Consider the following 15,804-nt stretch of genomic DNA (forward strand, 5'->3'; position numbering starts at 1 on the left):
TACTCACATACGTCATGGTGAGCGGAGTCGAACCATGACCAAGTTTAGTAAAATCAGTCTTCGACTTCGCTCAGACTGAAGTATTCCCTTCCTTTTGTGATCCAACCCGATAAGCACGTAAAGTAATCAGATTGATTTTTTATCAGCAAGGCGGCACCACAGCATAATGAGAGCCCATCTTGATCAATTTCTCAGGTACCTTGACGCCGAACGAAACTATTCCAACAAAACAATATCAGCCTATCATATTGATTTAGATGAATTTATAAGTTTTGTTGAACAACGCTTCGACTCCCGTTCATTTAGTTTGAAAGAGATTTCCAAGAATGAAATCCGTTCGTTTTTAGGTCACCTTGCGCGAAAAAAATTAGAAAAGAAGAGTATCGCAAGAAAATTGTCCGCAGTGAAGTCTTTTTTTCGTTATCTAATGAAAAACCAATTTGTTGATTCAAATCCGTCAAAACTGATTTCCACGCCTAAATATGAAACAAAAGTTCCTTCCTTTTTTACACAAGAGCAGATAACGGCGTTATTTGATCTGATAGACACAACGACCGTTGAAGGGTGCAGGGACAAAACGATACTGGAGCTTTTTTATACATCAGGAATGCGATTAAGCGAATTGATTCGTCTCGATCTGCGCGACATTAATTTTTCAAACCGTACCATTTCCGTTTTCGGGAAGGGAAGTAAACAGCGAATCATTCCGATCGGATCGAAAGCTTTGAGCGAGTTAAAAAATTATATATCCATACGTTCAACCGTTTCAAAATACGCCGAAAGTACGGACCCGCAAGCTTTATTTATTGTGCCGTCCGGCAAGAGAATCACGCCGTTGGCAGTTCAGAGACTCGTCAAAAAATATTTGTTACGGATATCGGACGCAAAAAAATTAAGTCCTCATGTTCTGCGCCATTCTTTTGCTACTCATTTGCTCGACAACGGAGCCGACATGCTTGCAGTAAAGGAACTTCTGGGCCATGAAAATCTATCGACAACACAGATATATACTCACGTCACCATGGATCGGCTGAAAAATGCTTATAAAAAAGCTCATCCACGGGCTGTCAAATAATTCCTTTTATTTTACTCATCTACAAAAGGAGAACCACATGAAAATCCGAATCACTTCCCGCCATCAGAAATTAGCCCCCAAATTGAGAGAATATATAGAGGAAAAACTGGATCGAGTAGAACGGTACTATGATCGTATCATTGATTGTGAAGTGGTTATTGTTAAAGAAAAAATTGCAGAAAAAGTCGAAATTAGTATCAAAGTATACGGTAAGTCCCTCAATGTTAAAGCGAAAGATCCCGATTTAACCAAGGCAATTGATCTGTGTATGGACAAGCTGGAGGTTCAATTGAAAAAATTCAAAGGTAAAATGAAGAGCCGTCCGCATGTACGCATATCCGAGGTTTTAGCCGGTACGGCGGAAGAATAACATTGAAAAAATAAATTATCTTCGTACATTCAACAGGTCAGAAGAATTCTGGCCTGTTTTTTTTCATCACACCTGATCAATAATACCACTATATGGAAAAAGTTATTCAAAGCTATGAGGTTGTAAAACAGATAGGCGCCGGCGGTATGGCGACGGTTTTTATGGGGCGTCATCCGACGTTGGATAGGCTGGTTGCGATCAAAGTTGTCAAAGGCGACAATAAAGATAAGATCAAGCGATTCGAACGGGAAGCAATTCTCTCCGCGTCGCTGAAGCAGGAAAACCTGCCGTCGATTTACGACTATTTCATGGATGCACAGAAAAATCACTATTTGGTAATGGAATACGTGGAAGGGATTGACGTAAGCGAAATTCTGAAATCGCGCGGACCGCTGCCGCCTGGAATTTGCGCGATGATCATTCGCGAAGCGGCGCGCGGGCTGGAACATATGCATGAAAACGGCATTATTCACCGTGACATCAAACCCAGTAATGTTCGGCTCGGAAATGACGGCCAGGTCAAGCTGATGGATTTCGGGATTGCGAAACAGGAAGACGACGATGCGCATAGAAATCTTACGTCAACGGGTATCATCGTCGGCACACCGTCGTACATGTCGCCGGAGCAAGCTTCAGGAGACAAACTAACCGTTCAAAGCGATATATTCAGCCTCGGCACGATGATGTATGAACTCCTTTCCGGCAAGAAGCCGTTTGCGGCGGATAGCAATCTGACCCTGATCACTCTGATCGCACAGGGCAAGTTTGAGTCGCTGTATCACATAAATGCGCAGCTTCCGCATGCATTGGTGGAGATAGTTCACAAAGCAATGTCGAAGAATCTGCATAACCGATATCAGCTAATAGGCCATCTGATCAAGGATTTGAACAATTTCCTTCAGGCTATTTCGCAATCTCAGATCAAGGATTATCTGACCAAATACTACGGCGCCGTTACTTCCAAAGATAAAAAAATAGATTTGGCTAAATTTGATATTCCCGTAAATGCGGATTTTACATCTACGGCCGTTGATCTTTCCTATTCAAGTTTGTCTTTTACTTCCTATTTCAAGCACATCAGAAAATTTCGATGGTTTTACACATCTTCAGCCGCTTTCGTATTAGCCGTATTCCTGTTGATTTTCCTCTATGCAAATGAGATGATTTTTCAGGAACCGCCGTTCGGGAAAGTAGAAATCGGCCTAAAATCCAAACGACAAAATATTTTGCGTGATACGAAATTATATATTAACGACAGAGAATATGCATTGGGCGACGCCTTCAACGGATCTGTATCATTAAACAAATTTCAATACGGCAAAAACACTATTCGTTTCAAATTTCCTGTCATGTACAGTACACAGGAATTTCATTTTACGCTTAAGGAGGAAACGGATAGTCTGAATTTCAATTTTGACGTAGATAAAGCGATTGATGATATGGACATTTATGCTCCCGAAAACAAAAAAATAGGCGTTAATGTGTCCAGTATTCCTCAAGGCGCGGCAGTTTATGTAAATAACGATTTGAAGGGCACATCGCTCAGAACTCCGTATTCGCAGAACTGGGGGAGTTTTAGAACTCCGGTACAAAGTTTTATTCTGAAAAAGGAAAATTTTCTGACTATGAAGATTTTAGGCCCGTTTCCCTCTAATGAGAGCTTCGGTCTTCATGTATATTTAGAGCCTAATAAAAAGTAGTATTATGGAGAAGGTAGCACATCTTGAATTGAAAAAAGGCGATGAAGTTGAGATAACTATTGATTCGGTATCATTCGGCGGGCAAGGGGTTGGCCGCATCGATGATTTTGTCGTTTTTGTAAACGGCGCCATTACAGGCGACACGGTCCGGGCCAAAATATTCAAAAAGAAAAAAAGCTTTGCTGAGGCTAAGACTCTTGAAATAGTAATACCATCCCCTAACCGGACGGCAGCCAAATGTCAATATTTCGGAACCTGCGGCGGTTGCAAAATGCAGGATGTAGATTATGCGGCGCAGCTTGAATTTAAACGTCTCAATATACAGGATGTATTTCAACGAATCGGCGGCTTCGATCAATTATCCATCCCGCCTCCGCTAGGATCCCCTAAAATATTTCATTATCGCAACAAAATGGAGTTTACGTTCGGTGATCGGGCTTGGCTTACGGAACGGCATATTGACACGGAACCGTCGCAGTTTGTTTTAGGCATGCACGTGCCTCAGCGGTACGACAAGGTGCTGGATATAAACGAATGTTATTTGCAATCCTCATTGGCGTCGGAAATAGTTAATTGGATTCGAACGTTTGCGCAGCAAAGCGGTCTGCCGCCTTATTCGGTGCGCACGTACGATGGATTCTGGCGGTTCCTCGTGATTCGTCAATGTGAACACACGCCGGGATTGATGATAAATATCATTACCAAAGAAGAGAACTTGCAGCTGATGTCCCGATTAAAAAATGAAATCCTGAAATTCTTTCCGCAAATAACATCTTTAATTAACGGGGTGAGCAAAAAACAATCGCAAGTTGCTTTTAGCGATTACGAAGTGTTGTTATTCGGACAGCCGGTGATTGTTGAAAAACTCGGCAGCTATGAGTTTGAAATCTCTTCCAATTCATTTTTTCAAACCAATACGTTGGCCGCTGAAGTATTGTATAAAACCATTCTGGAGTTATCACAATTGCAGGGAGACGAAGTGTTGTATGATCTGTACTGCGGAACCGGAAGCATTGCCTTATATCTCAGCAGTTATGTCAGGAAAGTCATAGGAATAGAATTGATCGAAAACGCCGTTGAAAACGCGAAGAAGAATATGATGCATAACCAAGTCGGTAATTGTGAATTTATCAGCGGCGATATGCGGATTACCCTTAAAACGTTGAATCACCGGCCCGATGTGATTGTCTTGGATCCGCCTCGTTCGGGCATGCACGACGACGTCACACAGACACTGCTGGAAATTCACGCGCCTAGGATCGTATATGTAAGTTGCAATCCAAGCACGCAAGCGCGCGACCTGGCCATACTATGCAAAGAAAAATACCGTATTGATAATATCCAGCCTGTTGATATGTTTCCCCATACCTATCATATCGAGAATGTTGTTTTGTTGCTGAGGAATTAAATTATGAATGCTCAAAGAGTACCGCTTTCCATTCTATGCGTCGATGATGAGCCGTCCATTTTGAGTGTCTTACGTAAATTGCTTGAAGAGGACTATAACGTTTATACTGCGTCCAACGGCCTTGAAGCATTGAATATATTGAACGATCACGAAATCGCAGTCGCATTAGTTGATCAGAAAATGCCGAACATGACGGGTATCGAACTTCTCACGAAGATCAAAGATTTATATCCCAATACCGTCCGCATTATTTTGACCGCTCATACGGAAGTTCACGATCTGGTAGATTCGATTAATGTGGGCGAGATTTTCAGACATATCAACAAACCGTGGGAACCCGACGTATTGACCGATTGCATCCGGGAAGCGGTTCTGAAGTTTGAACAACACCGCGCCATTATTAAACATAAAGACGAATATGAAAAATTAGCAACCGAAAAAGCTAATCTCGAGCGTGAAATAGTTCTTCTAAAATCCGAGATTGAAAAAGAGTATTCTCTCGATAACATCATCAGTATCAGCCCGGAAATGAATAACGTGCGCCGGCTGATTAATGCCGCGTCTCTGAGCGATGAAACCGTACTCGTACAAGGCGAAAGCGGAACGGGAAAAGAATTGGTAGCGCGCGCGATTCATTATAACAGCAAACGACACCACAAAAAATTCCTTGCCGTCGATTGCGGCGCGCTGACCGAAACGCTGCTGGAGGGAGAACTCTTTGGCCATAAAAAAGGGGCGTTTACAGGAGCCGTTCAGGATCAAAAAGGGCTGATCGAAGATGCCGTAGGTGGAACGGTCTTTCTAGACGAAATTTCTAATACCAGTTTGTCTTTACAGGCCAAATTGCTGCGCGTGATCCAGGAAAAGGAAATTCGGCGAGTAGGTGAAACTCAATACCGGCAGGTCGACGTCCGCATCATAGCCGCAACCAACAAGGATTTACTGGAAGAAGTTCAGAAATCAAATTTCCGGATGGATCTGTATTATCGTCTTAATGTTCTAAATGTGCAATTACCCGCGCTGAGGGACAGGCGTTCGGATATTCCGCTTCTGATTAACCATATCATCAACGAATACAATCAAAAATCCGAAAAAAAAATCAAATCCATTTCCAGGGAGGCTCTGAATCTTTTGTCATCTTTGCCGTGGAACGGAAATATACGTGAATTAAAAAACATTATTAACCGTATGATCATATTCACGCATGCCGAACATCTCGATATTCATGACGTTCCTGATGAAATTCGAACGGGCGGCCTTCCGACAGCGCAGCCCAGCTTCTCTTCCGATGCCGGCAGCTTTAATTTTTCAGTGTCTGCTCCAAAAACAATGGACGAATTGGAAAAAGAATATATCAGATTCATATTAGCTAAAACTTCTTCCAATAAAGCCGAGGCAGCTAAATTACTTGGGCTTAAAAGAACAACCCTGATCATGCGCATGAAAAAACTAGGGCTTTGATATAAAAGGATGCACCGCACCATCAGATCATATATCCTTTTCTACAAGCCGTATGGTGTGCATTCCCGATTTACAGCCGATTCGGGTCAGGTGACGTTAAAAGATTACGGTTTTCCGAAAGGCGTTTATTCTATAGGACGTCTTGATGCGGACAGCGAAGGCCTTTTAATTCTTACGAATGACGGGCAGTTTAAACACCTGCTTATTGAACCGAAATATGATCACTCGCGTACGTATGCCGTTCAAATTGAAAATATTCCGGAGGAGCGCAGTATGGAATCGTTGCGAGCGGGTATAGTGATTAATGGGAAAAAAACAAAACTGGCACAGGTTAGATTTCTGAGTCCCGATCCGCTTTTTCCTCCCCGTTCAAAACCGATTCGTTACCGCGCTAATATTCCAACGTGCTGGATTGAAATTATTCTGACTGAAGGAAGAAATAAACAAATACGTAAAATGACGGCAGCCGTGGGTCATCCTACTTTACGGCTGATTAGAACGCATATTTTGTCGCTAAGTCTGGACGGTTTATCGCCCGGGGAATGGCGGAATATGGAGGACGCAGAAGTGGAAAAAACAATAATGACGCTGCGCAAAAAACTATAAACCCGGCGGAAAGGTTTTGGTTTGAACCTGCCCGCGATGGCATGTATAACAATTAATCTCTTCCTTGGCGTTTTTGAAATAGGAGTCGTTTAACGCGTACATCATCTTAATCATGTCGCGGGCAATATCTTTTTCCTTTTTCTCATCGCTCGCATAATCATCGGTGTTATGGCAATATTCACATTCGACGCCAAGTGACAAGGTAAAATTCCGCATAAATTCTTTCATTTCTTCGGTGCTCATATCCGTATCTTTGATAACCTTAAGATTTTTTGGTTTGTTAGTCTGGCAGCTTACCATGGTGTAAAACGACAGCCCCATAACTAAAAGAATAAATAAAAATACGGATACCTTTTTCATCATACACCTCACGGATGTTTTGTTGAATACTTTCTAATTCAGGAAATGAAGCTAATACCGGCAGGATAAGCAGAAATGAATTATGATCAATCTAAAAAACGAGTTTACTTTAGTCAAGATAAAAACCAAAAAGGCACATCTGAAACGCCTAATGGCGCAGGATAAGTGAACTGAGCAAAAACAACCCTACTCCGATAAATACCATCAAAGGCATCCACCGCTGGTGAGAATCATTAATGCGTGGAATGAGATCAGTCGTGGCGACGTGGATGAATGTTCCCGCCGACATGGCGAGGGCGAAGTCTTTAAAGAACCACTCTTTATTCTGAAATACAAAAACCAATAGCGTTCCCAAAACAGAACTTAGCGCCAGTAACACCGTGCCCATTAATGCGTATCGTTTGCGGTGATGAGAGGCAAACATAATCGAAGAGATGGTAAATCCTTCCGGAAGTTTGTGTAAAACGGTTCCGATGAAAATGATCCAGCCTATCGCTTCACCGGTCAACATGCCTGAGCCTATAGCTACGCCGCTGAAAAAATTATGCACCATCAGGCCGATCAAGGCTGTAGTACTGACGATATTGGACACCAGATGGTGATGCGTCTCTTCTCCATAGTGAAAGTGCGGAGTAAAAACATGTTCAAATAAATGAACGATCAAATAACCGACAATCACAAAATGCATAGAATAAGGACTGGTGTGAAACGCTTCCGGTATCATGTCAAGAAACGCGACGGCAAGTATGTATCCCGCGCCTAACGCTATAAACAAGTCGAGATGTTTATCGTTCCATGTGCGCCGTGACGCAAATATCCAACCGCCCAGCATAATAATAAGACCGGAGATCAGGCTCAGCGTAAAAGGAAGTAGAAAATTTTCCATCAAGAACGGATGTTAAAAACAGCAGATTAGTCGCCAAAGAGCTTTAGATCAACTTTCATACCCTTTTGACGAACAAGGGTTATTAAAGAATCAAATTGAGCGGCAGCGTTGTTTAGCCGAAGATAAACCGATTCGTCATACACCATCTTTCCAAGATTACCTTCTCCGCGGCGAACTTTACTGACGATACTGTCTAAGGATGAGGTTACATTTTCAATAGACGCAGTGACATGTGACATATTATTAAATGTCGTGTCAAGGCGAACATCAGTTTTTTCAATGACCGTTCTGAGAATTCTGGTTGATGTTGCCAAACGGGTGAGAATCGAATCGATCTTTGTATCACTTTTGTTGACAATGATTTTCAGTCGCGCGGTAGTGGAATCTAAATTAAAAATAGCTTTCTTCAGCGACACAATAACCGATTTATCGCCGACGAAACTGTGGACGCCGATCAGCACGCTGTCTACTTTTTCCAAAGTACCCTTTACGTCGCTGGCTATTTCCCTCAGTTGGCTCGTCAGTTCTGTCAAGTCAGGCTCACGTACACCATACAGCCGCTTGGATTTATCAAAGGTTTTATCCGACCGTCCGGTATTCAATTCGATTCGTTTTCCCCCGAAAAAATCAACGGTAGTCATCGTCGCGGATGCGTCAAATTGCAGAGTAACGGAATTGGATAAACTAACGGATACGATGACGGAATCGGCCTCAAGTTCGATATCCGTGACCTTCCCCACCTTTAAGCCGCTGACGGTGACCGCATCGCCGATTTGTAATCCCGCGGTATTGCGAAATACAATAGTTGTCTCGAATGTGTTTGGTTTGAATGTAATTCCCTTTAACCATACGATAGCCAGAACAAATAGGGTCAATCCGACTAAAATAGTTATACCAACTTTGATCTCTAGAACTTTGGTGTCGTTCAATCAATCCTCTCTCGTTTCCAGATTATTCGAAGTCTTTCTCGAGATAATTCTGGAGGTTTTTCTTTTTTGCGTTCTTATTTTGTATTTCCTGCATCAACTTGTCGCTGAATTCCTTAGCGGCATCGTATCCGTAAATTTTTAATAAAAGATTCAATGCTATCGCCTCGGCAATAACGGTGATGTTTTTTCCAGGATAAATGGGCAATTTTATGGTAGGAATATCTACGTTGAGCACTTTGCCGGTCTGTTCATCCAGCCCCAGGCGTTCATATTCTTCTTTGCCGTCCCATAATTGCAGATCAACCTGGACTTCCAGCCGTTTTTGTACTCGTACAGCGCGTATGCCGAACATCTCCCGGATATCCAGAATTCCCACGCCGCGAATTTCAATAAAATGACGCAAATTATTATGGCCGCGGGCCATTAAGATGTTTTCAGAAATTCGTCGGATCTTTACGGTATCATCGGCAACCATCCGATGTCCCCTTTCAACCAAATCGAGGGCAATTTCGCTTTTTCCGATACCGCTTTTTCCTGTAAACATCATACCGATTCCGTATACATCCACCATGGAACCGTGAACAGAAATTTCCGGAGCAAATATTTCATCCAGATAGCCCGTTATAAGATGGATCGCATCCGTTGAAGATACATCTGTTACTGCCAGCGGAATGGATTTTTGTTTGCAAAATTCCAACATATACGGGATAACTTTATTTCCGTTCGTAATAATAATGCACGGCATATCAAAACGAAATACTTTTTCAAGCGACTGCTTGAGTTCTGATTCGGATAAACTGAGTAAGTAATAATTTTCTGTATTGCCCAGGATCTGGATTTTATCGTGAGTAAAAAGTTCAACAAATCCCGCTAACGCCAATCCGGGACGGTGCAGGTCACGTTGAGTAAGATAACGGGTTTCTAAACCTTCGGTAACCAGAAAGTTGAAATGAAGCTTTTCGCGCAAATCTTCGAAAAGTTTGCTCACAAGCATCTTTTCAACGATCCGTATGTTGCCGCTTTCGGTTTTGTAAACGATTTCATCCATAACTTAATAATGTAAAGAATTCAATATAATCTTTCAATCTTTAATTCATTTGACGAATTCGGTTAAGCTCTTTCTTCAGAAATTGTCCGGTGTATGATCTTTTAATCGTTGCAATTTTTTCAGGCGTTCCGGATGCGACGATATCGCCGCCATTTTTCCCGCCCTCAGGGCCCAGATCAATGATCCAGTCGCAGCATTTAATGACATCCATGTTATGTTCGATGATAATAACGGTGTTCCCTTTGTCAACTAATTTTCCAAGAACGTCCATCAGCATCTTAATATCCTCGAAATGCAACCCCGTTGTGGGTTCGTCAAGTATATACAATGTTTTGCCTGTGCTGCTTTTTGACAATTCCTCGGCAAGTTTTACGCGTTGGGCTTCTCCGCCTGACAGCGTCGTTGCCTGCTGGCCTAAATGAATGTAGTCCAATCCGACATCGTGGAGGGTTTGTATCTTTCTCTTTATTTTAGGAATAGCGTCAAAAAAATTCAGCGCCTCCGCGACGGTCATTTCCAAAACTTCAGAAATGTTCTTATTTTTGTATCTGATCTCTAAGGTTTCCCTGTTATATCTTTTTCCTTCGCACGTTTCGCAATGAACGTAGACGTCAGGCAAAAAATTCATTTCAATTTTTTTAAGACCTGCGCCCTGGCAGCCTTCGCAGCGGCCGCCCGGTACATTGAAACTGAAACGGCCGACTTTATACCCGCGAATTTTGGATTCTTGTAAACCCGCGTACAGATCTCGAATGAGCGAAAACAGGTTCGTATATGTTGCAGGGTTACTTCGCGGCGTTCGCCCGATAGGCGATTGGTCAATATCGATAACCTTGTCAATTTCATCTAATCCCGAAACGGATTTGTAGGGCAGCGGAGCGGTGGTCGCATTATAGAAATGTCTTGCTAGTACACGGTAGAGCGTTTCGTTGATCAGGGAACTTTTGCCTGAGCCGCTCACGCCGGTGATACAAACGAGTTTCCCGAGCGGAATTTCGAGATTTACATTTCTCAAATTATTACCGCTGGAATTTTTCAGAACGATTGTTTTTCCGTTTCCGGTTCTCCGTTGTGCAGGAATATCGATTCGTTTTTCGTAACGCATGTACGCTCCGGTAACGGATAGCGGGAATTTAATAAATTCCTCAGGTCGGCCTTGCGCAACGATAAGTCCGCCTAACCGTCCTGCGCCGGGCCCGAGATCGATCAAATGATCGGCATGTTCCATCGTGTCTCTGTCATGTTCCACAACAAGCACGGTGTTGCCGAGATCGCGCAGATCCATAAGGGCATGAATTAGTTTTTCGTTATCCCGCTGATGAAGGCCGATACTGGGCTCGTCGAGAATGTACAAAACGCCGACCAACTGAGAACCTACTTGTGTGGCGAGACGAATGCGCTGCGATTCTCCGCCGGAAAGCGTTCGCGCGGAACGGTTTAGCGTCAGATAGTCCAGGCCGACTTTAAGCAAAAACCCCAGCCGTTCATTTATTTCTTTGAGGACCGGCTCGCCTATTTTTTTGATACGTTCCGGCAATCTAATAGACGAAAAGAAATCGCGCGCTTCGGCAATAGACAGATTGACGGCATCGTTGATATTACGATTATCGATTTTATACGACAGCGCCTCTTTTTTTAAGCGGCCGCCGTTGCATGTTGGGCAGGTTTTTTCTGACATAAAACCTTCCGCCCAATTACGCATATGGTCGGACATAGTCGAACCGAAATAATGTTTAACGATGCCTACGACGCCTTTGAAAGCGCCCTTGTAATTTTTCTTTTTATTGCCTGAATAATAGTAAAAATGGTGTTTAGTGGAGCCGGTTCCGTGCAGCAGCGCGTCATACGCTTTGACGGACAGTTTTTTGATCGGAGTGTCAAAATCAAAACCAAACGAATTGAGAATAATTTCCATTTGCAGATAAAACCATGTCTCGGTTTTTGGATTATCGTAAGGCTTTATTGCGCCTTGACGCACGGAGAGATTCTTATCGGGAATCACAAGATCTTCATCAATTTCACGAATGACGCCCAGGCCTTCGCAGGCCGGGCACGCGCCGTAAGGGCTGTTGAACGAGAAGGCTTTAGGAAACGGTTCGTCGAAGCTGATGCCGCATTTCAAACAGGCAAGATGCTGACTGTACGTGATATCGGCATTTTTTGAGGATTTAGATTCTTCCAATACCCGTACCATCATTACGCCTTCGCCCAATTCCAGAGCTTGTTCGACGGAATCGATCAATCGTTGTTTATTTTTCTCGTCGATCTCCATACGGTCGACCACCACTTCAATGTTGTGTATATGGTACCGGGAGACTTTGTCCACGGATTCCAGTTCTTTAACTTCGCCGTCAATTCGAACTCGGACAAATCCGCTTTTTCTGAGTTTTTCGAATAATTCCTTGTAGTGGCCTTTTCTTCCGCGAACGACCGGCGCAAGGATCAGAATTTTCGCGCCGCTTTTGTTCTTTGAAATCGTTTCGATGATCTGATCCCGCGTTTGTTTTTTTATTTCATCCCCGCAATTATAACAGTACGGCGTGGCGATCTTGGCGAAAAGCAAACGGAGGTAGTCGTAAATTTCCGTCACAGTTCCTACGGTAGAGCGCGGATTGCGGCTGGCTGTTTTCTGTTCAATGCTGATAGCGGGGCTCAGGCCGTCGACGAGATCGACGTCGGGTTTTTCCATCATGTTAAGAAATTGGCGCGCGTACGCTGAAAGCGATTCCACATAACGCCGCTGTCCTTCCGCATAAATAGTATCAAAGGCGAGAGAGGATTTACCGGAGCCGGATAATCCGGTGATAACGGTGAGTTTATCTCTGGGAATTTCGATGTCGATATTCTTGAGGTTGTGTACACGCGCGCCGCGAACAATGATCTTGTCTTTAAACGACGTAGTATCGAACTCCTCAGGCTCAACCCGGACGGGCGACGAACCGGGATTATCAAAAAGAGATAATGTCATGCGCCATTAGTCTTGTTATGAAGGTTATGAATTTGCGGGACAATATATTAAGCGAAGCAGTGAATATCAAGCATGCAAAATAGGATAAAAAAAGCCCCGAACGCGTCGGGGCTATTAGAAACGAGTAATTAGTCTGCTACTTCTTTTTTCCTGCTTTCTTTTTCAAGATACCGATATTCTTTTTGATGATACTTGCGTCGGGCTGATCCGGGTCCAGTTCCAGGCATTTTTGTAAATACAGCGCGGCCAACGAAGCTTCCTTTTTATCATTCATCAGCAGAATTCCAAGATTACGGTGCGCGGCCGCGTTATGGGGATCATATTGCACGGCCAATTCGTATTCCTTACGCGCGCCGGCAAGGTCTTTCTGTAGTTTGAGTAGAATACCCAAATTCAAGTGGGCTGCCGCCAATGTATTATCCAGTTCAATGGCGCGGCGATAGTATTTGGCGGCATTGACGGCGTCGCCGTTTTTATCATAAGCCAAACCGGCATAATAGTGTGACGTTGCCTTTTTATCATCGACGGAGAGGGCTTTTAGATATGCGGCGACGGCTTCAGAGCTCCTGCCCTCCTCCATACAAACAAAACCGATATTCCTATACGCGTCAAGGTTAGTAGAATCTATGGCAAGGGACCGGCGATAATTGGTTATCGCATTGTCATAATCTTTTTTATTTTTGTATACGTTACCGAGATTATAATAAGCTTCGCTGCTCTTCGGATTAAGCTGAATTGATTTGGTATAATCACCCGCGGCTTCGTCCCATTTGCTTTGTCCGTACAATTGGTTTCCGCGCAGCAAATAGGTTTTAGATAATACGGATCCCAAGTTTAGCGCATTGGATTCGTCCAGGATCTTCGCAGTTTCGAAAAAACGAACGGCGTCCTCGTACTTATTGAGACTGCTTGCCGCAATACCGTCGTCATAATTTCGCAGAGCCATCCAGCTTTTGATGTAAGCCTTATATCCATCGTAGTCTGCCGCCAATTGCCGCGTCTTATCACGGCTGTTCGTTACCGCATCCCGGGTGAGATTTACATCAAAAGAAATGAGTAGATCATACAGCGATTCCGTCAACTGCGCCATCAGGAAATAAAACCCCTTGAAGTCATGAAAAGCGCCTTGAACCGTAACAGGCGAACTGCAAGAGCTCCGGATAAGATTGCAAACGCGGGCCTGAATGATGAGCGTATCCGCGTTCACGGTGAAACTGCCGATTATGAAAATATTGGTATTCCATGTTGACTGGTACTTTGCAAAAACGAGATTTGGTTTCCCGTCTAAAACGGAATCCAAATTGATTCCGGGATCTGAGACGGCTTTATGAATCTGATCCTGAGGAACGGCATTGAAAATTCCGGTGTTATTCATGCTTTCCGTGACCATATAACTCAGCCCGTAGGTCAGCCACTCGTACTTTTTATCCGTTTTGTTTTGGAAAGGAAAAACCGAAATCGCGGTTTTCTCCTGTGCGGCAAGTGTTTGCACAAACAAAAATATGCATACGATCGCATTTTTAAGTTTCATAATAACCTCCTGATAATTCAAAGATATTTTAAGGTATAAATTTAGGTAACGGATTACAATAAAAAAACCCAAGACGAGCTGTTTAGCAATAATTAGCTGATTTGTTTAAACTTACGGCATAAAAATACGATTTCCTGTGCGAAAAAAGTTCAAACTGCTTTACAGGAAGACGCCCACGCATTAAGGAAACCAACCCTGCGCGGAAAGGAACCGACTTTGCGCATTAAGGAACCAACCCTGCGCACTCAATGCCAAACTTTGGCATTAAGGAACCTGACTTGCGCACGAAGAAACCGACTCGCGGAATAAAGGAACCGGGTCGCGGAACGAAGGAATCAACCTTGCGCGGAAAGGAACCGACTCTGCGAACGAAGGAACCGAACCTGTGCACGTAGGACTCAGGGCTAAAACTCACTTCCACCAAAAAAAACATGACCATTGTCATTGACATTTGATATCCGGCTTAGTACATTTTCTTGCAATTCGTAGTCTAAGCTATGGGGTTCAAAATGACCGTTTTAACCAGTCGATCACTGAAATTACGTTAAAAGACGAATGCAAAGTGATGTTCTTGCAACATCGATAACAAAACATATGATAAAATATTTTTATCTCTTCCTCATGTTTCCTGTTCTACTTGTTGCTCAGGATCAAAAAATAAGATTTGAACCCCATCTGGCATTCTTTTTTCAGAAGATCGATTTTCCGGTTAATCAGTTCAAGCACGAGTATCAGCCGGGGCCGGGATTGAATCTGAGAATACCGTTTTATCAGGTCGATAATTTAGGATTTGCTTTTGTCACCGGTTACAAGTACCTGCCTCTGAAAGAGATCAAACTGAACATAATCATATCTCAGGACGGCGACTCCTTTGATTATTATACGCGAAACGGTTCGCTGGTGATTATTCCGATCTTATTCGATGGCCGAATTGCCGCTCAATCAGGCCGGATAAGGCCGTATGCCGGGGTCAGCGCCGGTTTTCACAGGATATCTATGAGTATGAAGAACAGGCAGTATAACACCAATACCTATGAATTATCAACTTCTGTAGACGGCTCGGATGCGTCTTACATAAAAACTTTCGCCGGCTACGGGGGAATTGCTTACCATTTCAACGATCGTTTGAATATTTTCACCATGATAAACGCAGATTACTACATGTGGGAGCATGAGGAGTTTAGCTATACGATAAAGCGACATAGTGGTGGTTCCTGGATTGGATACGATCAAAATCATCCGACCTATGAGGTTGATCAAAATGAGGTTAATGTATATTTCACCTTCGGTATTGGCTACAGATTTTAATAGTAAGCAAAGGATGTTTGTTAACCCGCCCTTGGCAAAAAAGATTACCGTTGTCTGCAGCGGACCGAGTCGGTTCAAACCTATCAGTCACGAAGACCTTTTAGGTTTCTACTAATAAAAAATCCCCTGCAGAAATTCTGCAAGGGATTAATTA

General features: G+C 43.3%; 13 protein-coding genes. 7 read left to right on the plus strand and 6 right to left on the minus strand.

Annotated elements, in window-relative coordinates; genetic code table 11:
- The first annotated feature begins 166 nt into the window (after positions 1–166).
- The 6 genes from xerC to F9K33_11255 all read left to right on the plus strand — a co-directional run bounded on the left by xerC (position 167) and on the right by F9K33_11255 (position 6,620).
- Positions 167–1,075 carry a tyrosine recombinase XerC gene (gene xerC / locus F9K33_11230; protein ID KAB2878930.1) on the plus strand — a complete coding sequence of 303 codons (909 nt, stop codon included), beginning with the start codon at positions 167–169 and terminating at the stop codon, positions 1,073–1,075.
- Positions 1,038–1,445 (plus strand): ribosome-associated translation inhibitor RaiA, encoded by a 408-nt coding sequence (gene raiA / locus F9K33_11235; protein ID KAB2878931.1) that lies wholly within the window; start codon positions 1,038–1,040, stop codon positions 1,443–1,445. Before xerC ends, raiA begins: the two co-directional genes overlap by 38 nt.
- A 92-nt stretch (positions 1,446–1,537) precedes the next feature.
- On the plus strand, positions 1,538–3,145 hold the full coding sequence (locus tag F9K33_11240; protein KAB2878932.1) for a serine/threonine protein kinase: 1,608 nt from the start codon (positions 1,538–1,540) through the stop codon (positions 3,143–3,145).
- A gap of 4 nt (positions 3,146–3,149) precedes the next feature.
- On the plus strand, positions 3,150–4,553 hold the full coding sequence (gene rlmD, locus F9K33_11245) for a 23S rRNA (uracil(1939)-C(5))-methyltransferase RlmD (protein KAB2878933.1): 1,404 nt from the start codon (positions 3,150–3,152) through the stop codon (positions 4,551–4,553).
- A gap of 3 nt (positions 4,554–4,556) precedes the next feature.
- Positions 4,557–6,014, plus strand: a complete 1,458-nt coding sequence (locus F9K33_11250; GenBank protein ID KAB2878934.1) for a sigma-54-dependent Fis family transcriptional regulator — start codon at positions 4,557–4,559, stop codon at positions 6,012–6,014.
- Between the two features lie 9 nt (positions 6,015–6,023).
- Complete coding sequence (locus tag F9K33_11255) at positions 6,024–6,620, plus strand: pseudouridine synthase (protein ID KAB2878935.1); 597 nt, start codon at positions 6,024–6,026, stop codon at positions 6,618–6,620.
- On the opposite strand, the gene F9K33_11260 is transcribed toward F9K33_11255, so the two are convergent.
- The 6 genes from F9K33_11260 to F9K33_11285 form a co-directional block, all read right to left on the minus strand.
- On the minus strand, positions 6,615–6,983 hold the full coding sequence (locus F9K33_11260) for a c-type cytochrome (protein ID KAB2878936.1): 369 nt from the start codon (positions 6,981–6,983) through the stop codon (positions 6,615–6,617). The two genes, F9K33_11255 and F9K33_11260, sit on opposite strands and share 6 nt — an antisense overlap.
- Positions 6,984–7,128: 145 nt before the next feature.
- Entirely contained in the window at positions 7,129–7,866 is a 738-nt protein-coding gene (locus tag F9K33_11265; protein KAB2878937.1) for a ZIP family magnesium transporter, read from the minus strand.
- 26 nt (positions 7,867–7,892) lie between these two features.
- On the minus strand, positions 7,893–8,795 hold the full coding sequence (locus F9K33_11270) for an MCE family protein (protein KAB2878938.1): 903 nt from the start codon (positions 8,793–8,795) through the stop codon (positions 7,893–7,895).
- Between the two features lie 22 nt (positions 8,796–8,817).
- Entirely contained in the window at positions 8,818–9,843 is a 1,026-nt protein-coding gene (locus F9K33_11275) for an HPr kinase/phosphorylase (protein KAB2878939.1), read from the minus strand.
- 40 nt (positions 9,844–9,883) lie between these two features.
- The gene (gene uvrA / locus F9K33_11280; GenBank protein ID KAB2878940.1) at positions 9,884–12,811 is read right to left on the minus strand and encodes an excinuclease ABC subunit UvrA; all 2,928 of its coding nucleotides are present in this window, start codon (positions 12,809–12,811) and stop codon (positions 9,884–9,886) included.
- Positions 12,812–12,947: 136 nt separating this feature from the next.
- Positions 12,948–14,342 carry a tetratricopeptide repeat protein gene (locus F9K33_11285; protein ID KAB2878941.1) on the minus strand — a complete coding sequence of 465 codons (1,395 nt, stop codon included), beginning with the start codon at positions 14,340–14,342 and terminating at the stop codon, positions 12,948–12,950.
- A gap of 594 nt (positions 14,343–14,936) precedes the next feature.
- On the opposite strand from F9K33_11285, the gene F9K33_11290 reads away from it, so the two are divergent.
- Positions 14,937–15,650 carry a hypothetical protein gene (locus F9K33_11290; protein ID KAB2878942.1) on the plus strand — a complete coding sequence of 238 codons (714 nt, stop codon included), beginning with the start codon at positions 14,937–14,939 and terminating at the stop codon, positions 15,648–15,650.
- The last annotated feature ends 154 nt before the right edge of the window (positions 15,651–15,804 follow it).

It is taken from the genome of bacterium, from assembly GCA_008933615.1.
Classification (GTDB): domain Bacteria; phylum CLD3; class CLD3; order SB21; family SB21; genus SB21.

What these genes read in the sequence shown, in the direction of transcription:
- xerC (KAB2878930.1), top strand. Translation starts at nt 167, where the DNA reads ATGAGAGCCCATCTTGATCAATTTCTCAGGTACCTTGACGCCGAACGA.
- raiA (KAB2878931.1), top strand. Translation starts at nt 1,038, where the DNA reads ATGCTTATAAAAAAGCTCATCCACGGGCTGTCAAATAATTCCTTTTAT.
- F9K33_11240 (KAB2878932.1), top strand. Translation starts at nt 1,538, where the DNA reads ATGGAAAAAGTTATTCAAAGCTATGAGGTTGTAAAACAGATAGGCGCC.
- rlmD (KAB2878933.1), top strand. Translation starts at nt 3,150, where the DNA reads ATGGAGAAGGTAGCACATCTTGAATTGAAAAAAGGCGATGAAGTTGAG.
- F9K33_11250 (KAB2878934.1), top strand. Translation starts at nt 4,557, where the DNA reads ATGAATGCTCAAAGAGTACCGCTTTCCATTCTATGCGTCGATGATGAG.
- F9K33_11255 (KAB2878935.1), top strand. Translation starts at nt 6,024, where the DNA reads ATGCACCGCACCATCAGATCATATATCCTTTTCTACAAGCCGTATGGT.
- F9K33_11260 (KAB2878936.1), bottom strand. Translation starts at nt 6,983, where the DNA reads ATGATGAAAAAGGTATCCGTATTTTTATTTATTCTTTTAGTTATGGGG.
- F9K33_11265 (KAB2878937.1), bottom strand. Translation starts at nt 7,866, where the DNA reads ATGGAAAATTTTCTACTTCCTTTTACGCTGAGCCTGATCTCCGGTCTT.
- F9K33_11275 (KAB2878939.1), bottom strand. Translation starts at nt 9,843, where the DNA reads ATGGATGAAATCGTTTACAAAACCGAAAGCGGCAACATACGGATCGTT.
- uvrA (KAB2878940.1), bottom strand. Translation starts at nt 12,811, where the DNA reads ATGACATTATCTCTTTTTGATAATCCCGGTTCGTCGCCCGTCCGGGTT.
- F9K33_11285 (KAB2878941.1), bottom strand. Translation starts at nt 14,342, where the DNA reads ATGAAACTTAAAAATGCGATCGTATGCATATTTTTGTTTGTGCAAACA.
- F9K33_11290 (KAB2878942.1), top strand. Translation starts at nt 14,937, where the DNA reads ATGATAAAATATTTTTATCTCTTCCTCATGTTTCCTGTTCTACTTGTT.